The 19193-nt window shown below is 66.9% G+C and carries 22 protein-coding genes; 11 read left to right on the forward strand and 11 right to left on the reverse strand.

Annotated elements, in window-relative coordinates; genetic code table 11:
- Both CJ179_RS11660 and CJ179_RS11665 read left to right on the forward strand, forming a co-directional pair.
- On the forward strand, positions 1 to 255 hold the full coding sequence (locus CJ179_RS11660; protein WP_095861583.1) for a WhiB family transcriptional regulator: 255 nt from the start codon (positions 1 to 3) through the stop codon (positions 253 to 255).
- Positions 256 to 262: 7 nt separating this feature from the next.
- Positions 263 to 655 (forward strand): barstar family protein, encoded by a 393-nt coding sequence (locus CJ179_RS11665; RefSeq protein ID WP_095861584.1) that lies wholly within the window; start codon positions 263 to 265, stop codon positions 653 to 655.
- A gap of 10 nt (positions 656 to 665) precedes the next feature.
- Here the strand turns inward: CJ179_RS11665 and CJ179_RS11670 are convergent, their stop codons facing one another.
- From CJ179_RS11670 to CJ179_RS11685, 4 genes are all read right to left on the reverse strand, one after another.
- Positions 666 to 1196 carry a hypothetical protein gene (locus CJ179_RS11670; protein WP_095861585.1) on the reverse strand — a complete coding sequence of 177 codons (531 nt, stop codon included), beginning with the start codon at positions 1194 to 1196 and terminating at the stop codon, positions 666 to 668.
- Between the two features lie 158 nt (positions 1197 to 1354).
- Positions 1355 to 2302, reverse strand: coding sequence for a DUF808 domain-containing protein (locus CJ179_RS11675; protein ID WP_072946695.1), 948 nt, complete (start codon positions 2300 to 2302; stop codon positions 1355 to 1357).
- A 179-nt stretch (positions 2303 to 2481) separates the two neighbouring features.
- Positions 2482 to 2730, reverse strand: a complete 249-nt coding sequence (locus CJ179_RS11680; RefSeq protein ID WP_072946696.1) for a hypothetical protein — start codon at positions 2728 to 2730, stop codon at positions 2482 to 2484.
- A 133-nt stretch (positions 2731 to 2863) separates the two neighbouring features.
- Positions 2864 to 3067: a hypothetical protein gene (locus CJ179_RS11685; protein ID WP_143051434.1), complete on the reverse strand. Its 204-nt coding sequence runs from the start codon at positions 3065 to 3067 to the stop codon at positions 2864 to 2866.
- Positions 3068 to 3292: 225 nt separating this feature from the next.
- On the opposite strand from CJ179_RS11685, the gene CJ179_RS11690 reads away from it, so the two are divergent.
- From CJ179_RS11690 to CJ179_RS11720, 7 genes are all read left to right on the forward strand, one after another.
- Positions 3293 to 4720, forward strand: coding sequence for an MFS transporter (locus tag CJ179_RS11690; RefSeq protein WP_095861586.1), 1428 nt, complete (start codon positions 3293 to 3295; stop codon positions 4718 to 4720).
- Positions 4721 to 4778: 58 nt separating this feature from the next.
- Positions 4779 to 5438, forward strand: coding sequence for a response regulator transcription factor (locus CJ179_RS11695; protein WP_095861587.1), 660 nt, complete (start codon positions 4779 to 4781; stop codon positions 5436 to 5438).
- A gap of 17 nt (positions 5439 to 5455) precedes the next feature.
- Positions 5456 to 6892 carry a HAMP domain-containing sensor histidine kinase gene (locus CJ179_RS11700; protein WP_095861588.1) on the forward strand — a complete coding sequence of 479 codons (1437 nt, stop codon included), beginning with the start codon at positions 5456 to 5458 and terminating at the stop codon, positions 6890 to 6892.
- On the forward strand, positions 6885 to 7811 hold the full coding sequence (locus tag CJ179_RS11705) for a TAXI family TRAP transporter solute-binding subunit (RefSeq protein WP_095861589.1): 927 nt from the start codon (positions 6885 to 6887) through the stop codon (positions 7809 to 7811). The genes CJ179_RS11700 and CJ179_RS11705 overlap by 8 nt, the downstream gene beginning before the upstream one ends.
- Positions 7812 to 7958: 147 nt before the next feature.
- On the forward strand, positions 7959 to 9149 hold the full coding sequence (locus CJ179_RS11710) for a CaiB/BaiF CoA-transferase family protein (protein ID WP_095861590.1): 1191 nt from the start codon (positions 7959 to 7961) through the stop codon (positions 9147 to 9149).
- A gap of 8 nt (positions 9150 to 9157) precedes the next feature.
- The gene (locus CJ179_RS11715) at positions 9158 to 9937 is read left to right on the forward strand and encodes an alpha/beta fold hydrolase (protein ID WP_257015450.1); all 780 of its coding nucleotides are present in this window, start codon (positions 9158 to 9160) and stop codon (positions 9935 to 9937) included.
- An 86-nt stretch (positions 9938 to 10023) separates the two neighbouring features.
- Complete coding sequence (locus CJ179_RS11720) at positions 10024 to 10302, forward strand: LysR family transcriptional regulator (protein ID WP_257015451.1); 279 nt, start codon at positions 10024 to 10026, stop codon at positions 10300 to 10302.
- A gap of 712 nt (positions 10303 to 11014) precedes the next feature.
- Here the strand turns inward: CJ179_RS11720 and CJ179_RS11725 are convergent.
- The gene (locus CJ179_RS11725; protein ID WP_095861592.1) at positions 11015 to 12232 is read right to left on the reverse strand and encodes an acyl-CoA desaturase; all 1218 of its coding nucleotides are present in this window, start codon (positions 12230 to 12232) and stop codon (positions 11015 to 11017) included.
- A gap of 120 nt (positions 12233 to 12352) precedes the next feature.
- Between CJ179_RS11725 and CJ179_RS11730 the strand changes: the two genes are divergently transcribed.
- A complete protein-coding gene (locus CJ179_RS11730) occupies positions 12353 to 13060 on the forward strand; it encodes a TetR/AcrR family transcriptional regulator C-terminal domain-containing protein (protein ID WP_095861593.1) in 708 nt (235 codons plus the stop codon).
- A gap of 19 nt (positions 13061 to 13079) precedes the next feature.
- Here CJ179_RS11730 and CJ179_RS11735 read toward each other — a convergent pair whose 3' ends face one another.
- Positions 13080 to 13463, reverse strand: coding sequence for a PPOX class F420-dependent oxidoreductase (locus tag CJ179_RS11735; RefSeq protein WP_095861594.1), 384 nt, complete (start codon positions 13461 to 13463; stop codon positions 13080 to 13082).
- A gap of 180 nt (positions 13464 to 13643) precedes the next feature.
- Here CJ179_RS11735 and CJ179_RS11740 point away from each other — a divergent pair, with 180 nt between their 5' ends.
- A complete protein-coding gene (locus CJ179_RS11740) occupies positions 13644 to 14096 on the forward strand; it encodes a helix-turn-helix domain-containing protein (protein WP_095861595.1) in 453 nt (150 codons plus the stop codon).
- Positions 14097 to 14139: 43 nt separating this feature from the next.
- Here the strand turns inward: CJ179_RS11740 and CJ179_RS11745 are convergent, their stop codons facing one another.
- The 5 genes from CJ179_RS11745 to CJ179_RS11765 form a co-directional block, all read right to left on the reverse strand.
- A complete protein-coding gene (locus tag CJ179_RS11745) occupies positions 14140 to 15648 on the reverse strand; it encodes a YdiU family protein (protein ID WP_095861596.1) in 1509 nt (502 codons plus the stop codon).
- Positions 15649 to 15765: 117 nt separating this feature from the next.
- Positions 15766 to 16371 (reverse strand): TetR/AcrR family transcriptional regulator, encoded by a 606-nt coding sequence (locus CJ179_RS11750; RefSeq protein WP_095861597.1) that lies wholly within the window; start codon positions 16369 to 16371, stop codon positions 15766 to 15768.
- The gene (locus CJ179_RS11755; protein ID WP_072946709.1) at positions 16364 to 17233 is read right to left on the reverse strand and encodes an ABC transporter ATP-binding protein; all 870 of its coding nucleotides are present in this window, start codon (positions 17231 to 17233) and stop codon (positions 16364 to 16366) included. Before CJ179_RS11755 ends, CJ179_RS11750 begins: the two co-directional genes overlap by 8 nt.
- Positions 17230 to 18054 (reverse strand): ABC transporter ATP-binding protein, encoded by an 825-nt coding sequence (locus tag CJ179_RS11760; protein WP_095861598.1) that lies wholly within the window; start codon positions 18052 to 18054, stop codon positions 17230 to 17232. The genes CJ179_RS11755 and CJ179_RS11760 overlap by 4 nt, the downstream gene beginning before the upstream one ends.
- Positions 18051 to 19130 carry an ABC transporter permease gene (locus tag CJ179_RS11765; RefSeq protein WP_095861599.1) on the reverse strand — a complete coding sequence of 360 codons (1080 nt, stop codon included), beginning with the start codon at positions 19128 to 19130 and terminating at the stop codon, positions 18051 to 18053. The genes CJ179_RS11760 and CJ179_RS11765 overlap by 4 nt, the downstream gene beginning before the upstream one ends.
- Positions 19131 to 19193 lie beyond the last annotated feature (63 nt).

Genomic DNA, 19193 nt, shown 5'->3' on the forward strand with positions numbered 1-19193 from the left:
ATGTCGGAACTCCACTGGATCACGCGAGGTCGGTGCCGAGACGGTGATCCGGATCAGCTGTTCGTGAGCGGCGCCGCGCAGCGCAAGGCCGCCGCGCTGTGCCGGCACTGCCCGGTGCTGATGGAATGCGGCGCGTATGCGCTCGACAATCGCGTCGAATTCGGCATCTGGGGTGGGATGACCGAACGTCAGCGCCGGGCACTGCTCGAAGCGCACCCCCGAGTCCGCTGGTCCGATCTCTTCGAGGGGAAATGATCAAACCATGACCGGAGAACCCGTGACGTACGTGATCGACGGTGCACGTATTCGCACGCTCGACGACGTCTTCACGTTGGCGGGAGAAGCAGTGCGCGGCGAAGGCGGCTATTTCGGGCGCAACCTGGATGCCTTCGCCGATTGCCTCACGGGCGGATACGGCACGCCCGAGGACGGTCGTTTCTACTTCGTGTGGGAGAACAGCAGTAAATCCCGCGAGGCACTCGGTTACACGGAGACTGCGCGGCAACTGGGGCGGAGGCTCGAGCGGTGCCACCCGACGAACCGGGACAGGGTGCGCGCCGATCTCGAACGCGCTGTGCGGAAGGACGGTCCCACGGCGTTCGACTGGGTCGTCGACATCTTCGAATTCCGGGAAGTGCGACTCAACCTCCGGTAGGTGGTGGCGCTCACTCGGTGAGGTAGAGAACCACCCGGAAGTACCGGGAATCCCGACGGAAGGTCGGTGTGGCGACACCGTACCGCTCGAAGAATTCGTGCTGCTCGATGAACCGGAGGTCGCCGGTGGTGCCGGGTACCGAACATTGCAGATTCGGCATGCGCCACGTGCCCGTGTCGGGCACGCACCACATCTGCACGGTGCCGGGCAACAATTTCCAGCCGTCGTCCGTGCTCAGTGCGAGGTTCGCGACGACCTCGATCGACGCGACCACTCCGCGCACGGACGCTACGTGCGCGGTCGATGACCCCGGGTACCTGTCGACGTAGAAGGCTCCTCTGCCGTAACCGTTCGGTCCCTCTTCGGCTAGTGATCGGATCTCGGCGGGAAGATGCTGTTCGTCGAGCCACGAGAGTGTGGTGGTCACGGTGTCAGCGGGGTGCCAGAGACGGTGCGCGGGGACGGGTTCGTCGTCGACGAAGACCGTGAGTGTCTGCTGCGAGCCGGGTTCGGGTGTGCGTCGTTGTTGGTCGGCGAGCATTGTCGTACCCCGCGCAGTAGGCGGGCCGATGGACGAAGCGATCGGGCGCGGGGTTACCTTGCCGCAGACGATACGCCGCTGCCACAGTGATTGCGGCAGCGGCGTTGTGTCCGGGGGGTCAGTACGGCAGCGAGGAGCAGCTGGGGCGGCCACCTCGGTCAGGCGGCGCGCTTCTTCCGTTTCGGGATCAGGTGCATGATCAGGACGACGATCGCGCCGACGACGAGCCCGACGAGTGCGGATACCACGGTCCCGGCAGTCCAGGACAGAACACCGCCGAGGCCGCCGTGGACGAGATCGCCGAACCAGTGTTCGAGATCGTGGAGGCGATCGGCCGGCCAGTGGAATCCGGCCTCGCCGATGTTGACGAGCAGGATGTGGCCGCCGACCCAGAGCATCGCGGCGATCCCGACCACGGTGAGCACTGCCATGACCTTCGGCATCGCCGCGACGAGTCCTCGACCGATCCGCTGACTGAACGCGGACTCGCGTTGGGCGAGCGCCAGGCCTACGTCGTCCATCTTCACGATCAGGGCGACCACTCCGTACACCAGGACGGTGATGAGGATCGCGACGACGACGAGCACCAGCAGCCGGGTGAGGAACGGTTCGTCCTCGACCGAGGACAGTGAGATCACCATGATCTCGGCGGACAGGATCAGGTCGGTGCGGATCGCGCCGCTGACCATGGTCTTCTCGAATTCGGGTCCGCTCTGCCCTTCGGTTGCGCCCGCGGCCTCGTGGTGATTCCCGGTGAGTGCTTCGTAGACCTTCTCGGCTCCCTCGAAGCACAGGAACAGACCACCGGCGATCAGCAGGTACGGCAGTGCCTGGGGCAGGAACTCGCTCAGGATCATCGCCACCGGCAGGATGATCAGGAGTTTGTTGCGGATCGACCCGATTGCGATTTTGCGGATGATGGGCAGTTCGCGATTGGGGGAGAACCCGTGCACGTAGCGGGGGGTGACGGCGGTGTCGTCGACGACCACTCCCGCTGCCTTGACGCTGGCCTTGCCGGCCGCGGCTCCGATGTCGTCGATGGATGCCGCGGCCGCTTTCGCGAGTGCCGCGACGTCGTCCAACAGGGCGACGAGTCCACCAGCCACGAAAAACCTCCCACAGTTCGGATGTGTGCCGATCCAATGACCCGCGGTCGCGGGTCGACACGAACGGTACCGAATCGGTGGCCCTGCACAACCGGTAGTGCCGTGGGGTTACCTTGCCGCAGACGATACGCCGCCGCCGCAGTGACTGCGGCAGCGGCGTTGTGTCACCTCGATCGGGGTCAGTACGGCAGCGAGGAGCAGCTGGGGTGGTTTACGACGGCTTGACCCTCACACATTGCGCCCTGCGCGTCGTCGTCGAAACGGTCGCGCCGATCCCGGTCGCGGTTGTCGCGGTCCGACTGCGAGGTGACGGCGACGTCACCGCCCGTCGAGGCGGGCATGGCGTGCGCGATTCCGGCCGCGCCGGTGACGGAGAATGCGACTGCGGCGAACATCAGGCCGGCGCGAATGGCGGTGTGGCGAAACATGCGGAGTCCTTGCTGGTGTGGGGTCGAGTGTTCCTTGACCACACCAACATTGCCCCCGGAACGAGCCGGTCGACAGCCACCCAAGGGTGCTCATTACCCACCCCCTGTTCGGAAGCTCACCGGCTGGTCGACGTCAGCGCATGACGAACGGGGTGCCGGACGGGGCACCGGTGTTGACCCACACGGTTCCCGACTGGATCGCCTCGGTCATGCGGAATGCCCGGGCCGAGCCACCGAGCACCGCGCGGGCGCCGTCCTGCTCGGCCAGGTCGATGTATTCGAGTACCTTCGCGAACTGCTGCCGGGTGGTGATCGGGCTGTTTTGTGATGGGATCATGACGATCCGGCATGCGCCCTCGGGCCGTGGCATTTTGCTCGGTCCTCGGCCGGGAAACGGCCGCGACCGGGGCGAATGCGCGCGCGGCACCGTTCTGCGGCACGCGCCGCGGTGTCGTCTAAAGCGAATGTAAGGAAAGCCGCTCATCCCTTCCCTCGCGCTGTGGTGACGGCCACATTGGTTCCAGTGGCTACGCACGATCACAGCATTCGAGGAAGGGACATCATGCGACACACGACTTCGAACCCAGCGTCGTCGACCGGCGAGAGGCGGGTTGTAGCGAATGTGGTTCGCGGCTGCATCGGCAACCTCGTGGAGTGGTACGACTGGTTCGTCTATGCAGCGTTCAGTGTGTTCTTCGCGGCATCGTTCTTCCCGAAGAGCAGCACGACCGCCCAGCTGCTTTCCACGGCACTGGTTTTCGCCGTCGGATTCCTGATGCGCCCGATCGGTGGCTATATCCTGGGCCGGTACGCGGACCGCTACGGGCGCAAGAACGCGCTGACGCTGTCGGTGCTCATGATGGCAGCAGGCTCGCTGATCATCGCCGCGACACCGAGTTTCGAGGCGATCGGGATGCTCGCCCCGGCGCTGCTGGTGACGGCGCGACTGATCCAGGGACTGTCCGTGGGAGGCGAATTCGCCTCAAGCGCCACGTATCTGTCCGAGGTCGCGACTCCCGGCCGCCGCGGCTTCTACTCGAGCTTCCAATACGTGTCGATCATCCTGGGTCAGCTCGCCGCACTCGGCGTCCAGATCATTCTGCTGCAGCTTCTCACCCTCGATCAGATGCACTCCTGGGGCTGGCGTGTTCCGTTCGTGATCGGCGCCATCGCCGCCGTGACTGTGATGCTGTTCCGGCGCGGCATGGACGAGTCGGACCAGTACAAGGACGAGGCGGCCCGGATCGCGGCCGAGAAGGCGTCCGGCACGACGCCGTCGGCCAAGCGTGGCACCCTGCGTCTGCTGCTGCAGTACCCGAAGCAGCTCGCGATGGTCTTCGGCCTCGCGATCGGCGGCACGGTCGCGTTCTACACGTACACCACGTACCTGCAGAAGTACATGATCAACACCTCGGGCATCGCCCCGGAAACGGTGGCGTGGATCAACTTTGCCGCACTGTTCGTGTACATGCTGCTGCAGCCCGTGGCCGGCCTCGTCTCCGACCGCATCGGCCGCCGCAAGGTCATGCTGTTCTTCGGTATCGGCTCGACCGTGCTGACCGTGCCGATCCTCACTCTTCTCGGCAACACCACCAACGCGTTCGTCGCGTTCGGCCTGATGATGACCGGATTGGTCATCGTGACCGCCTACAGCGCGCTGAGCGCGATCGTCAAGGCGGAACTGTTCCCGACGAAGGTGCGCGCACTCGGTGTCGGCCTGCCGCACGCGATCACCGCAGCCCTGTTCAGCGGTACCGCCGAGCCGCTCGCGCTCGCTCTCAAGCAGGCCGGACACGAGTCGGCGTTCTTCTACTACGTCGTCGGCTGCTCCGCGCTGACCCTCGTCGCGGCACTGTTCATGCCCAAGGGCAAGGGCGGCACCACCCTCGATCCCGCGACGGACAGCCCCACCCTCGATCCCGCGACGGACAGCCCCGCCCGCGACGGCCGCGAGGACGACCGCGACGGCCGCGAACTCGAGCGTGTCTGATCCCTCCGCCTCCGGCATTGTTCCCCCGGCCCACCGTGGCCGGGGGACAATGCCGGTTATGCGCATCGCGGTGGTCGAGGACGACGACGGCGTCGGCAACGCACTCGTCGCGGGGCTGACCCGGCAGGCGCACCAGCCTGTGCGGATGAAGTTCGGGTCGGAACTGCTGCTGCACCACGGCGAGGTGGACTTCGTGCTGCTCGATCTCGGGTTACCGGACCGCGACGGCCTCGAGGTGCTGCGCCAGCTGCGCCAGGTCAGCGGCGTCCCCGTCATCATCCTCACCGCACGCGACGACGAGCGGTCGGTGGTGCGCGGGCTGCGCGGCGGCGCCGACGACTACCTGGTCAAGCCGGCCCGGATGTCGGAGCTCTTCGCGCGCATCGAGGTGGTGCGCCGGCGAAGCCTGGCCGTCGAAGGCGGCGCACCGCGGGAAGTGGCCACCGGGGATGTGCGCGTCGACCTCGATTCCCGCACCGTCACCGTGGCGGGCACCGAAGTGGACCTGACGTCGAAGGAGTTCTCCCTCCTGGAGATTCTGCTCGAGAACCCGGGTGCCGCGGTCAGTCGTCAGCAATTGATGGATCGGGTCTGGGGTGACGCGTTCGTCGCGGTCTCACGCTCGCTCGACGTCCACATCGGTACCCTGCGGGCCAAGCTGGACCGGCCCGGGCTGATCAGCACCATCCGTGGTTTCGGCTACCGCTGGGTGTGCTGACCGGAGGTCGAAACGATATGCGCCGACGGCTACTGCTCATCCTCGCGATCCTCGGATCCTGCGCGGTCGCGAGTTTCGCGATCCCCCTGGCGATCGCGACCGCCGACTCACGGACACAGGAGTTCACCCTCGGCCGCGAGGGCGACATCCAACGGTTCGCCGTCCTCGCCGAGGAATACGTCCGGACCGGCGACCCCGCCAGGATCGAAGGCGAGGTGGACGCGTACGACGACGTGTACGGCGAGGGCGTTCTGGTGGTCTCCACCCGCGGTGTGCCCACCCTCGGTGTGGGCCTCGACGGCAGCGAACCCGGAATCGAGGCCGCGATTCGCAGCGGACTGCGCAACGAGCGGGTCTCCACCGTCGACCGGCTGTTCCCGTGGAGCGACGACGACGCCCTGTTCGTCAAACCCGTGGGGTCGGGCGCTCAGGTGAACGGCACCATCGTGCTGCGCGCCTCGACGGCCGAGGCGCGCTCCGACATCCTCCGGCAGTGGGCCGTGATCGCGGCAGGCGCGGTGCTGGCGTTGGTCGCGTTCGGTGTGCTCGCGATCGCCTTGAGCCGGTGGGTACTCGGACCGCTCGCGAACCTGTCCACCGGAATCGTGCAACTCATCCGCCGCATGCCCGACGCGAGGACGCCGCCGGCGTCCGAGCCTCCGCCGTCCGTCCTGCCCGCCACGGCCGCGGGCGGACCTCCCGAGGTGCGCAGGCTCGCGCATTCGTTCGACGTGATGTCCTCGGCGGTGCTGCGGGCGGCGGACGCGCAGCAGCGTCTCATCGCGGATACCGCGCACCAGCTGCGGAACCCGCTTGCGGCGTTGCAGTTTCGCCTCGACCTCCTCGACGACGGGATACCGGACGACGCGCGCGAGGACTATTACAGCGTCACCGAGGAGGCCAAACGTCTGCAGACGATCCTCGACAGCCTGCTCTCCCTCGCCTCCGCCGAAACGCCGCGCTTCGGAGCCGAGACCGTCTGCGACGCCCTTTCGGTGGTCGCCGACCGGGTCGACTTCTGGTCGGTGACGGCCCGGGAACGTGGTGCGCGACTGACGACCGTCGCGGCACCCGGCGTCGACCGTGTACCGGTCGCGATCGCCGAGAACGATCTGTCCCAGGTGCTCGACGTGCTGATCGACAACGCCTCCCGGTACGCGGGCCCCCACCCCACCATCGAGATCGGCGTCGGGGTGGAGCGCCCACAGGACCACCCGCAGGTGTGCGTGTGGGTGGCCGACGACGGCCCGGGCGTCCCGGCGGAACTGCGCGGCAAACTCACCGACCGCTTCTTCCGGGCCAGCGATCAGGCCGGGACGGGACTCGGCCTGTCCATCGTCGAGGTGGTCGCCGCCGCGTACGGCGGCCGACTCGCCATCGACGAGGCCCCGGCCGGTGGTCTGCGCGTACGCTTGTGGCTCGAACCGCACGTGGAGACGCCCGACGATGATTAACCGGCGACAGTTCCTCGGCGGTGTGGCCGCGGCGGTCGCACTGTCCGGGTGTGCCCGGACCCAGCCGTCGGGGACGTACGAGATCGCGTCCGGTGAACGCGACGGTTTCCAGTCCGAATTCGCCGAGTTGCTTGCGGACGCGCCGTCCGCCTCGGGTGGCGATCTCCGGTTCACGGTGCGGTACACCACCGGTTCGCTGGAGAATCTGTCGCTGCTGGCGTCGGGGGAGGTCCTGATCGGGCTCACGTTGGCCGATTCGGCCGTGCTGTCGGACACCCCGATGCTGGCCATCGGCCGGGTGTACGAGAACTATCTCCAGTGCGCGGTGCCCGCGCGCTCACCGGTCCGGTCGATGAAAGATCTTCGCGGGCAGACGATCAGCCTCGGTTCCCCGGGTTCGGGTACCGCGCAGACCGGGCGGCGGGTGCTCGAGGCGAGCGGACTGTCCGTCGACGACGTGACGGTGCGCCCGGTCTCGCTCACCACCGTCCTCGACTCCCTCGCCGACGGCACGATCGCGGCCGCGCTGTGGGCCGGGGGTGTGCCGACTCCGGCGGCGGTGCCGCGGCCCGGGCACGGTCCGGACGGCGGGATCCGGCTACTCGACCTGTCCGCCGAGTACGCGGAGATGCGCAGGGTCTACGGGCCGATGTACGAACCGGTTTCGGTGCCGGCCCGGACGTACGGTGACACCGCCGAGACCGCGACGGTGGGCGTCCCCAGCCTGCTCGTCGCGTCCCCCCAACTGCCGGACGCCGTGGCCGGTGCGCTCGTGGACCTTCTCGTCGACCGGGCGCAGGACCTCATCCCTCCCGACACCGTCGGAGCCCAGTTCCTCGACGTCCGGTCGCTGATCCAGACGGCGGGCGTCCCGCGTCATCCGGGGGCGGTCGCGGCATACCGGCGCCACCACGGCTGACGGCCATCATGTACGGCCATAACGGCCGGGCGTCGCGGGTCGGCACCGCCGCCAACCTCAACTGCATGTAAAACTCCGGGCCCACGCGGTTGACTACTGCCCGCATCGGCTGCAAAATGGCCGTACATTTCCAGGAAGGCTGGCTCCATGGCATCGCAGACCGCCCTACCGCTCGCAGGGATTACCGTCGTGAGCATCGAACAAGCCGTCGCCGCGCCCTTCGCGACCCGGCAACTGGCCGACCTCGGTGCCCGGGTGATCAAGGTGGAACGTCCCGATGCCGGCGACTTCGCACGACGGTACGACGAGACCGTGCACGGCGAATCGAGCTACTTCGTCTGGCTCAACCGCTCCAAGGAGTCCCTGACACTGGACCTGAAATCCGACGAGGGCCGCGGCATCCTCGAAAAGCTGTTGTCCACAGCGGACGTCTTCGTGCAGAATCTGGCCCCCGGCGCCGCGGCCCGGATGAACCTCGACGCGCAGTCACTCCAGCAGCGGTACCCCACGCTGATTCCGTGCGACGTGTCCGGCTACGGCAACACCGGCCCCTGGTCGGGCCGCAAGGCCTACGACATGCTCGTCCAGGGCGAATCCGGCCTGATGTCGCTGACCGGCCCCGACGAGTGCCCGTCCAAGGTCGGAGTGTCGATCGCCGACATCGCGGCCGGCATGTACGCGTACAGCGGAATCCTGTCCGCGCTGTACACGCGCGCCACCACCGGCACGGCCCACGCCGTCGAGGTCGCCCTGTTCGAGGCGCTCGGCGAATGGATGGGCTCACCCGCCTACTACACCGAATACGGGGGCCGGCAGCCGAGCCGCGTCGGAGCGGAACACGCGACGATCGCCCCGTACGGTCCGTTCCCCACCGCCGACGGCACGGTCCTGCTGTCGATCCAGAACGACCGCGAATGGTCCGCGTTCTGCGCGGAGGTGCTCGGCGACGCGTCGATCGCCACCGACCCGCGCTTCTGCCGCAACTCCTCGCGGGTGGAGCACCGCGAGGAGTGCAACGCGATGATCTCCGAGCGGACGCGTGTGCTCAGCACCGACGACGCCCTCGCGCTGCTCGACAAGGTGTCGATCGCCAACGGGCGGCTGGGCACGGTGTCGGACTTCCTGTCCCACCCGTCCCTGGCCGGCCGCGATCGTTGGCGGGAGGTGCAGACCCCGGGTGGCCCGGCGCGGGCGCTGCTGCCGCCGGCGAACCTCGGTGGTGTGGAACCGCGATTCGATCCGGTCCCGGCCCTGGGCGCGCACACCGATGCCATCCTGGGAGAACTCGGCTACACCGATGCCGCGATCTCCGAACTCCGCACGGCAGAGACGGTCTGAGGTCCGCAGTGCCCCATGCTGTGGCGTCCGACGGAACACCGATCGCGTACCAGGAGTCCGGCACCGGGCCGTCGCTGCTGCTGCTCGCCGGTCAGGCCAACAACCATCACTGGTGGGACCGCGTTCGCATGGACTTCGACAGGCATTTCCACACCGTCACGATCGACTACCGCGGAACCGGATCCAGCGGAAAACCCGAGACCGATTACAGCACAGAACTGTTCGCCGAGGACGCGATGTTCGTGCTGGACGCGCTCGGCATCGAGACGGCGCACGTCTACGGCACCTCGATGGGAGGCCGGGTGGCGCAGTGGTTCGCGGTGCGTCATCCCCGGCGCGTCCGCGCCCTGATCCTCGGCTGCACCTCCCCGGGCGGAACCCATGCGGTGGAGCGAAGCCGCGAAGTGCGCGCGAACTTGGCACACCCCGATCCCGAACGGTCGCGGAGCGCCCTGCTGGAGTTGATGTATACCCGGGAGTGGCTCGGTCGAAATCCAGCCCCCTACAACACCCTCGGGGATGCAGGCATGCCCGCGCACGCCCGGCTCGCACACCTGCGGGCAAGCAACGGGCACGACGCGTGGGATGCGTTGCCGTCGATCAGCGCGCCGACCCTCGTTCTGCACGGGACCGACGACCTGCTCTCCCCGGTCGACAACGCGCCACTACTCGCCGAACGGATCCCGGACGCGCGCGTGCAATTGCTTCCCGGCGCACGGCACGCCTACTTCGAGGAAGAACGCGAAGTCGCGAGCACCGCGGCGATCAGCTTCCTCGCCGGGCACTGACATTCTTCCTTGTTATCGAAGTCGCCGTCAGATGTCGCGTGCTGATGGTGCGGGGCGGCGAGTAGCCCGGGAAGGTGGGTCGTCCAGTGGACGTCAAGCAGTTGACTGCACTCGTTGCGGTGGCCGACGCCGGGAGCGTGACCCGCGCAGCCGAACTCCTCCATCTCGTTCAGCCGACGGTGACACGCCAAATCCACACGCTGGAGCAGGAACTGGGTGTTTCCCGTTTCGAGCGCAGCCGTCCCGGAATGGAATTGACCGAGCCCGGCCGGCTCATGCTCGAACGCGCGCGGAGAGTGCTGGCCGAACTCGAGCGTGCCCGGGCCGAGATCCGCCCGAATCCGGAGTGCTGCAGGGAATCGTGACGGTCGGGCTGCTGGCATCCACGTCCGAACTGCTCGCCGAACAACTGGTCGCGGCGGTATTGCGGGAGCATCCCGCGGTCCGGTTGCGGATTGTGTCGGCCGGTCCCGGCTCGTCGTCGGCACCGGAGCTTCGGTTCTCGGTCCGATTGGTGGGAGAGGACTTTCTCCTCTACCCGCCCCGATGCCTGAATAGGCACACTGGGGATGACCGGGAGGGGTGCCGCCGCCGTGGCCGCTCCGCTCGGTCCACCGACGTGCGACTGAGAGTATTCACATGACCCGCCTGCAAGCTTCGTCCGTGAGCGCACCGCATCACTCGATTCCCACCCGCCGGGTACTGAGCACACCGGAGATCTTGCATCGGATTCAGGCGATGTTTGCCGATCGCGATGACCCCGGTTCCGCCGCCCCCGAAGAGAACCCGTCGTCCACCTGACATGCACTATTCCTGCCCGCCGCCGCGACCCGACACGCAGGTGTCGCCGGTGCACGCCACCGAATCCGACGAACGTCCCTCGACCACAGCCTCGCCCCAGAGCCACTCTCGCGGCCACGCCGACGATGAGCCGATCCGGTGGCCCGATCCCAGTCCGCTCGACTCGTGGTGGCGGCGGGTGATGTCCGACCGACACGGGCAGGCGCGCACGAGGTCAGAACGTACGCCTGAGGCTGATGGGCCGCGATGACGGCCAGCGCGCGTAGCCGATGGGCCTCAATGCCTTTTCGTTCGAGAGCGGGCCTCGCGCAACGCGGTGCGCAGTCCCGTTCGGCGTCCGGTGCCTGCGTCGGATGGCGCGGTGAGGGGAATGCGGAATTTCAGTTCGGACGCGGTCTCGGGAGCGTCGTCGGCGGTCGCGGACAGAAACCGGTCCGGGAACGCCAGCTTGTGGATGGTGCGCAGGGTCAGGAAGTATTGCTTGGCAAGCGAACCCGTGGTGTAGGGCAGATCGTATTTCTCACACAGGGCGCGGACCCTCGTTGCGATTTCCGCGTAGCGGTTGCTGGGAAGGTCGGGGAAGAGGTGGTGCTCGATCTGGTAGCAGAGGTTGCCGCTCAGGAATGCCAGCACCGCACCGGCCCGGAAGTTGGCGGTGCCCAGCATCTGGCGTAGATACCACTCCGCCCGGGTCTCGTGTTCCAGTTCCGCGGGCGTGAACTTCTCTGCGCCGTCGGGAAAGTGTCCACAGAAGATCACGACGTACGCCCACAGGTTTCGCAGCAGGTTTGCCGAGAGGTTCGCCGTCAGCGTCCGTCGCCACCGCCGCCCGCTGACGGCGGGGAAGAGTACGTAGTCCTTGCCGGCCTGGCGAACGATCTTGCCGAGCAGTGCCCGGGTGTGGGCACTCTTCTCGGCGGCGGTGTCGACGCGGTCCCGTTCGGAATACAGGCCGTGCAGGGCGATGCCCCATTCGAATGTGGACGCCAACAACAGGTTCCGCAGCGGCTGCAGCAGATTGTCGGGTTTCCATGGCTGGTCGCGGGTGATGCGGATGACGCCGAACCCGAGGTCGTCGTCCATCCCGACCACGTTGCTGAACACGTGGTGACGATAATTGTGCGAGTACTGCCACTGGGACGACACCCCCGCCATGTCCCACTCCCACGTGCTGGAGTGGATTTCCGGGTCGTTCATCCAGTCCCACTGCCCGTGAGACACGTTGTGCCCGATCTCCATGTTCTCCACGCTCTTGGCCACGGCCAGGGCCGCCGTCCCGAGGATCCACCCGATCCGTGTCCGGCTGCAGTGGATCACCAGGCGTGCAGCGGCGTCCAGCACACGCTGGAACGCGATCGTGCGACGGATGTACTTGGCGTCGCGCTCACCGAGCGAATCGGTGACGTCCCGCCGGATGGCGTCGAGTTCGGAGCGGAGCGACTCGACATCCTCTTCGGTGAGATGTGCGTATTCCTTGATGTCGGATATCGCCATTCTCAACTCCCGATTTCCCGACGTGCTCCGTGCCTCACCCTGAAGTGAACGCCGCATTTTGCAGACTGTCAACACTGTAGATCTACAGTTCAGGCCTACAGTGTTGGTGGAGGTGTCGTGATGGCCGATGAGCCCGAACGTCGTTCGACCCACTCCGACGGCGGCCCGATCACCCGGGAGCGGATACTCGAAGCAGCGCTCGCGATCGTCGACCGGGACGGAATCGACGGGCTGTCCATGCGTCGCCTCGGTAAGGCGCTCGGCCGCGACCCGATGGCGCTGTACCGCCACGCCCCGAACAAGGCCGCGTTGCTCGACGGTCTCGCCGAGCGAGTACTCGACGAACTGGAGGTCGATACCGGCGACGGCGACTGGGCCACCCAACTGCGGGAGGTCGCGCGGGGCTTCCGCCGACTGGCCCTCGCCCATCCACAGGTGGTGCCGCTCCTGGTCACCCGGCCGCTGTCGACGCCGCTCGGGCTCAGGCCGCTCGGCACCCTGCGCCCCCTCGAGGACATCCTGACCCTGCTGACCCGGGCGGGTTTCACCGACGCCGACGCCCTGCACGTCTATCGGGCGTTGTTCGGTTTCCTCTATGGCCACATCCTCAACGAACTGCAGGAAGTCGTCGAGCGGCCCGACGAATCCGACGACCTCCTGCGCCTCGGACTGCACCGTCTGCCGATCGGTGAATTCCCGCTCCTGCGAGGTCTGGCGCCGGTGCTGGCGTCCTACGACGGCGCCGCCGAACTCGAACGCGGGGTCGACATTCTTCTGGCGGGCCTGAAGGCGACGCTGAAGCGCCGGGACGGCTCACCACCGGAATGAGCGAGCATCGGTGATCGGCTCAGCCGACGCCGACGGTCTGTCGCTCGGGCTCGATCACGGCCACGACGCGCTCTTCCTCTCGGGGGTACGGCGCACCCGTGTACTTCGTGGACAGCTCGTCGATGATCTCCCACGCGGCATCGCCGTCGAGCCATTCGACCACCCGCCCGCGGACGACGACGGGCTTGAACGGGTTGTCCACGGGCGCGATGGACAGCGCCGCCCGCGGGTCGCGGCGCAGGTTGCGTGCCTTGCGTGAGCCGGGACCGGTGAGGAAGACGATTCGGTCGCCGTGCGCGCCGATCCAGACGGGAACGGTATGAGGCGAGCCGTCGGGGAGGGTGGTGGCGAGGTGAGCGATCGAGGTGCCGTCGAGGATGCGGCGCACGTCGGGGTCAAGCATGGATCTACTCCTTCATCTGAGGTTGCCGGCGCGAGGCCGACGTCGTGGGGGCGCGCAGGTTGCGAGGCCGGCTTCCCCGTCTGCGGCCAGGACTCCGTTCCTTTCGGGGTTCCTTCAGGAGACTCCATGAGCGTAGCAGTGTGAGTTCCTTGAGGGAACCCCGATTGATAGACTGGTTCCATGCAACGCACAGATTTCGGTGGGATGGCGTGCTCGATCGCGCGAACGCTCGACGTCATCGGGGAGCCCTGGTCGCCGCTGATCCTGCGTGACGTGTGGGCCGGATTCACCCGATTCGAGCAGATTCAGGCCGACCTCGGCATCTCGCGCAAGGTCCTGACCGAACGACTCAACTACCTCGTGGAGCGCGGAGTGCTCGAGCGCCGGCCCTACGACCGACGGCCGCGGTACGAATACGTCCTGACGGAGAAGGGCATCCAACTCCTCGACGTTCTGATGGCAATGGCCACCTGGGGCGACACCTGGCTCGCGGGGGAGGCGGGCCCGCCGGTCCTCTATCGCCACCACGCGTGCGGCGAGATCAGCACAGCCGACCTGCGCTGCGCACACTGCGGCGAGTCGATGCACGCCGGCGACGTCGACCTACTTCAAGGGCCCGGCGCCGCCGTGTGAACGGTGCGGTCCTGTCGGATTGCGAGTGTATTCGTTCTAGTGGTTATGTGCCGCAGAAGGTTTGGAATGTTTGGCTGAATGACGGCGGGGCGGGTGTGGTGTAGCCGGACCATTCGTCGCGGCGGTCGAACGGATGGGTGACGACCTCCAGTAGCTTCTCGAATGGGGCGAGTTCACCGTCGGTCGCGGCCCGCAAGGCAGCGTCGAGTTGATGGTTGCGTGGGATGTAGAGCGGGTTGACGCGGTCCATCGCGTCCGCGGTCTCCGCTGCCCCGCGCCCGTGGTGTGTCAGGGCGCTGCGCCAGCGTTGCAACCACGGCTCGGTGTGCTCGCGCGGTGCGAGGCTGTCGAGAGGTGCCGAATTTCCGCGTAGTTCGTCCGCGAGGGCACGGAAACCGCTTGTCCAGTCGACGCCGTGATCTTTCATCATCGTCAATAGGTCGTCGATCAGTGCCGGGTCGAGGGGTGTGCCGGCCATACCGAGCTTGGCCGCCATGCCGGCAGCGTAATGGCCGTCGTAACGCTCGTCGAAGGTGTCGAGGACTGCCGATGCCGCGGTGATCGCGTCATCGGGCGCCTGGTCGATCAGCGTGAGCAGCGTTTCGGCGAAGCGCGCCAGATTCCATTTCAGGACGGCGGGTTGGTTGCCGAACGCATAGCGGCCGCTGTGGTCGATCGAACTGAACACTGCCGTCGGGTCGTAGGTGTCGAGGAAGGCGCACGGACCGTAGTCGATGGTCTCCCCGGAGATGGTCGTGTTGTCGGTGTTGATCACCCCGTGCACGAAACCGGTGAGCATCCACCGTGCCACCAGTGACGCTTGCGCCTCGACGACGGCCTCGAGGAATGTCAGGTAGCGGTTGCCGTCACCGTTCGCCGGCAGTTCGATCAGCTTCGGGTAGTGGCGGGCGATCGCGTAGTCGGCGAGCGGTTGCAGCAGATCGCCTTGCCGCGCTGCGTATTCGAACGTGCCCACCCGTAGGTGGCTGGCCGCGACTCGGGCGAGCACGGCGCCGGGCTCGGTACCGTTTCTGTGAACGGGCCGGCCCGTCGCGATCACCGACAGTGCGCGGGTGGTGGGGATGCCGAGGGCGTACATGGCCTCGCTGACGAGGTATTCACGCAGCATGGGGCCGATGACCGCGAAGCCGTCGCCGCCCCGGGAGAACGGTGTTCGCCCCGAGCCCTTGAGGTGCAGATCCACGTGCTGACCGTCACTAGTGGTCAGTTCGCCGAGCAGCAACGCCCGACCATCTCCGAGGAGCGGTACGTATCCGCCGAACTGATGGCCCGCATATGCCATCGCTACCGGTTTTGCCCCGGTCGGTGCCGCCGATCCGGACAGGACGCCGACCCCGTCCTCGCTTCGCAGTGCGTGGATGTCCAACCTCAACGCCGCCGCGAGCTGCTCGTTGAGCACGAGCATGGTGGGGTCCGGCACAGGGGCGCCCTGCCACGGCACCGTCAGGGCGCCCAGCTCGTCGGCGAACGTGCTCGCGAGGCCGGGCACCGCGGTGTTCGTGCGCACGGTGGAATCGGGGATTGCAGCCATCAGCTCAGGGTAATCGCCGCATGACCGGCGGTTGCCTCGCCCAGGGCACAGCCAGTTGGCGCCGGACTCGAGCGAGCGCCGGGGAGCTCGATCGAACACCCCGGCAGCCGCGAACAGTTACCCGTCGAAGTCGCTGAATAGGTAGTTGTCGATGTTCGGCCCCACTCGCCGAGCCAGAATTTCTATGGAGGCATTTGCGACGTCGGGGAGCAGGAGGATGTACTTCGATATCGCCAGCCCGGCGGTTTGGCTGACCACCAGTGCGTAGCGCTCGTCCTGGTGATCGCTGCGGACGACATCGCCGAGTGCGCGCTGCACGAGTCCGAGGAAGAAATCTCGTACTCGCATGGCGATCTCGTCGTGCGTGACGGCGACTCGCAGCAGCGCGATTGCCCGTGCTCGCTGCTGTGGGTTCGTCTCCCAGAATTCGAGTACGCGTCGGACGAAGATCTCACCGGGCGCGTCGGTCTCGGGGGTGATTCCGGAGAATACGGTCTTCGCGTCGACCTCCGGCTGCAGGGCGGCCACCAGCAGCGCGTTCTTGTTGCCGAAGTAGTGATGGATGAGCGCCGGGTCGACTCCGGCCTCTTTGGCGATGGCGCGCATGGTCGTTCGGTCGAAGCCGCGATCGGAGAACAGCTCTCGTGCCGACCGCAGAATGGTGTCGCGCTTGTCGGCGGAGTCGGCGACGACCTTCGGCCGGCCGGGAGCGCGACTATCCATGTGCTCCGGCACGCGCGAGGACCAGCATGCGCTCTTCGATGGTGGCGCGCACGGGCCGGATGTCGGCGGCGATGCCGGCTGAGTCCAGTACGGAATCGATCGTCGCCGGATCGGTGTCCGGGACTCGGATCGCACGGCCGTCCAGGATCACGGGGATTCCGGCATCGTTCAGTGCCGCGAATGCCTGCGCCCATTCCGGAGTGTGCACCGCGACCGCGCGGGTGTCGCCGATGATGTCGTCCTCGCTGCCGGCGCCGACGAGTTGCCCGGACGACATCAGCAACAGGCGATCACACTGCTGCGCTTCTTCCATGTAATGGGTGGTCACCAGGACGCCGACGCCGTTGTCGGCCTGCTGCCGGATCGTGTCCCACAGTCTTGCCCGGGACAGTGCGTCCACGCCGGAGGTCGGCTCGTCCAACACCAGCACGTTGGGTTCGTGTGCCAGGGCCACGACGAACGCCACCTGTCGTTGCGAGCCCAGGGCCAGTTCGCGGACGAGGGTGTTGCGCGCGTCGTGGAGTTCGGCAGGAACACCGGGCACGGGGACACCGTAGGCCTCCGCGCTGAAGGCCAGGTTCTCTTCGACGGTCAGATCGCGGTAGAGACCGAGGTTCTGGGGCACGTAACCCATGCGCGCCCTCCGTGTTCGGTCCGGCGGACCGCCGAGCAACTCGACCGCACCTTCCGTCGCGGCGAGCAGACCCAGGAGCATCCGGATCAGCGTGGTCTTCCCGGCCCCGTTGGCGCCGAGAAGACCGACCACCTCGCCGGGGGCGACGGTCATCGACATCGAGTCGACGGCCGTGAAGTCACCGAACTTCCGGGTCACCGAGCGTGCCCGTAGTACCTCACCGGTCATGATGCCCCGACCTCCCGCCGACGTGTCAGCGACAACGCGATGACGATGTCTTCGAGGTCGGGCGTCACGGTCTCCGCGTCGGTGCCGGGGTGTCCGTCCTCCCAGTACTCGTGACGTTCCCGGCCGCGGCGCCACGACCACTCCGGTCGTACCGGTTCCGCTGCCGAGGTGATGGCGCCGGTGAATCCGGCGCGCACCTCGTCGTAGGAGCCCTGGGTCAGGATCCGGCCGGAGTCGAGAACGACGAGATGCCCGGCTCGCTCGGCCTCATCGAGGTACGTCGTCGACATCACCACGGCTGCCCCGTCAGCGGCGGCTTCCGAGATCAATCGCCACAGGTCGATGCGGCTCACGGGGTCGACGCCGGTGCTCGGTTCGTCGAGGATCAGCATCTTGGGTCGGTGCAGCATGGCCATCGCCGTGCCCAGTTTGCGCCGCATCCCTCCGGACAACGCCGAGGCGAGTCGGTCCGCCGCGTCACCCAGCCCAGCCCGGTCGATGAGTTCCTCGCGCCGCTCGGCCAATTCGTTGCCGCTCAGGCCATAGATGCCGCCGACGAAATCCATGTTCTGCCGGACCGTCAGGGCCGCCCAGCTCCCCGGGCCCGCGCAGAGGAACCCGATTTCGTGCTTGCCGGGGGCGTGAACGGTCCCACTGTCGGGGCGGACCTCCCCTACGAACGTCCGCAACAGGGTCGACTTTCCCGCCCCGTCTCCTCCGACCAAGGCCACCACCTGGCCGGCAGGCACGTCGATGCTCACTCCGTCGAGGGCTGTCCGGTCGCCGAACCGGACGACGACGGACTCGGTCGCGGCGATCACGAGGCGTCCGCACCGGTCGGATCGACCGATTTCGACCCCTCGGGCTTACTCGCCTTCGAGACGTCCGGCGCGAGATCTCGCCGGAAACGAAGCGTCGACCCGGTGAAGACCACGATCGCCATCACGGCCAACACGACCAGCGGCAACCACAACGACGAGATCGGCGCATCACGCAACATCACGCCCTGCGAGATCATCGTGAAATAGGTCAGCGGAAGCAGATAGCCGATCCAGCGAACCCCTGCCGCCATTGCATCGAGCGGAAAAATCATGCCGGACAACAAAATCTGTGGCATCAGAAACAGGAATGCCGTTTGGATCGCCTGTCCGGTGGTCTGCGAGATCGTCGATATCAGCACACCGAGACCGAGGACGACGAACAGGAAGAGCGCGGCGCCCAGCGCGAACACCAGTACGTTGCCGTTGAACGGCACCCCGAACAGCACCATGCCCAGCACCGTCACGACGGTCATGTCCAGTGCGGCGAGCAGAAAATAGGGCACGATCTTGCCCAGGATCACTTGACTCGGCCGGATCGGCATGACCGCGAGTTGTTCGAGGGTCCCGGCCTCGCGTTCCCGGACCAGACCGATGCTGGTGACGATCGTGCCGATGAAAGTGAGGATCAGGCCGATGATCGCCGGCACCATCACCCACGACGTCTTCAGGTCGGGATTGAACAACACCTCGGTGCGGACCTGGTCGCCGAGTTTGTTCAGGATCGACACCGTCGACTGGGCAGCGAACAGATTCGAGCCGTCCACCAGTGCCGTCGACTGCTCGGTCGGGGTCGAGCCGGTCACCACGACGACGTCGACCTTGTTCTCCCGCAACAGATCTGTCGCCTGGGCGGTCGAACCGTCGACGTCTGTCTGCGTCACGTCGAAGAACGGCGGCAACGACGTGCTCACCTGCTGAGCCGAGGGGCCCATGACTGCCGTCTCGACCGAGGACACATAGAAGTTGGCCGCGTAGCCGAAGATGACGAGCAGGAGAAGCGGCAGCGCGATCAACATCGCCAATGTGCGGGGGTCCCGCCGAAGTTCGCGAAATTCCTTGAGAATCATGGCGCGCATATTCGATGCTAGGCACGCCGAGCGACCTGGGTCAACGGTTGATGAATTACACGCTTTGTCGGG

Origin of the sequence: Rhodococcus sp. ACS1 (assembly GCF_002300155.1) — a bacterium.
Taxonomy (GTDB): Bacteria; Actinomycetota; Actinomycetes; order Mycobacteriales; family Mycobacteriaceae; genus Rhodococcus_F; species Rhodococcus_F koreensis.

Bases quoted from the DNA above. Each gene is read 5' to 3' on its own strand.
- CJ179_RS11660 (WP_095861583.1), top strand. From the start codon at position 1: ATGTCGGAACTCCACTGGATCACGCGAGGTCGGTGCCGAGACGGTGAT.
- CJ179_RS11665 (WP_095861584.1), top strand. From the start codon at position 263: ATGACCGGAGAACCCGTGACGTACGTGATCGACGGTGCACGTATTCGC.
- CJ179_RS11670 (WP_095861585.1), bottom strand. From the start codon at position 1,196: ATGCTCGCCGACCAACAACGACGCACACCCGAACCCGGCTCGCAGCAG.
- CJ179_RS11680 (WP_072946696.1), bottom strand. From the start codon at position 2,730: ATGTTTCGCCACACCGCCATTCGCGCCGGCCTGATGTTCGCCGCAGTC.
- CJ179_RS11685 (WP_143051434.1), bottom strand. From the start codon at position 3,067: ATGATCCCATCACAAAACAGCCCGATCACCACCCGGCAGCAGTTCGCG.
- CJ179_RS11690 (WP_095861586.1), top strand. From the start codon at position 3,293: ATGCGACACACGACTTCGAACCCAGCGTCGTCGACCGGCGAGAGGCGG.
- CJ179_RS11695 (WP_095861587.1), top strand. From the start codon at position 4,779: ATGCGCATCGCGGTGGTCGAGGACGACGACGGCGTCGGCAACGCACTC.
- CJ179_RS11700 (WP_095861588.1), top strand. From the start codon at position 5,456: ATGCGCCGACGGCTACTGCTCATCCTCGCGATCCTCGGATCCTGCGCG.
- CJ179_RS11705 (WP_095861589.1), top strand. From the start codon at position 6,885: ATGATTAACCGGCGACAGTTCCTCGGCGGTGTGGCCGCGGCGGTCGCA.
- CJ179_RS11710 (WP_095861590.1), top strand. From the start codon at position 7,959: ATGGCATCGCAGACCGCCCTACCGCTCGCAGGGATTACCGTCGTGAGC.
- CJ179_RS11725 (WP_095861592.1), bottom strand. From the start codon at position 12,232: ATGGCGATATCCGACATCAAGGAATACGCACATCTCACCGAAGAGGAT.
- CJ179_RS11730 (WP_095861593.1), top strand. From the start codon at position 12,353: ATGGCCGATGAGCCCGAACGTCGTTCGACCCACTCCGACGGCGGCCCG.
- CJ179_RS11735 (WP_095861594.1), bottom strand. From the start codon at position 13,463: ATGCTTGACCCCGACGTGCGCCGCATCCTCGACGGCACCTCGATCGCT.
- CJ179_RS11740 (WP_095861595.1), top strand. From the start codon at position 13,644: ATGCAACGCACAGATTTCGGTGGGATGGCGTGCTCGATCGCGCGAACG.
- CJ179_RS11745 (WP_095861596.1), bottom strand. From the start codon at position 15,648: ATGGCTGCAATCCCCGATTCCACCGTGCGCACGAACACCGCGGTGCCC.
- CJ179_RS11750 (WP_095861597.1), bottom strand. From the start codon at position 16,371: ATGGATAGTCGCGCTCCCGGCCGGCCGAAGGTCGTCGCCGACTCCGCC.
- CJ179_RS11755 (WP_072946709.1), bottom strand. From the start codon at position 17,233: ATGACCGGTGAGGTACTACGGGCACGCTCGGTGACCCGGAAGTTCGGT.
- CJ179_RS11765 (WP_095861599.1), bottom strand. From the start codon at position 19,130: ATGCGCGCCATGATTCTCAAGGAATTTCGCGAACTTCGGCGGGACCCC.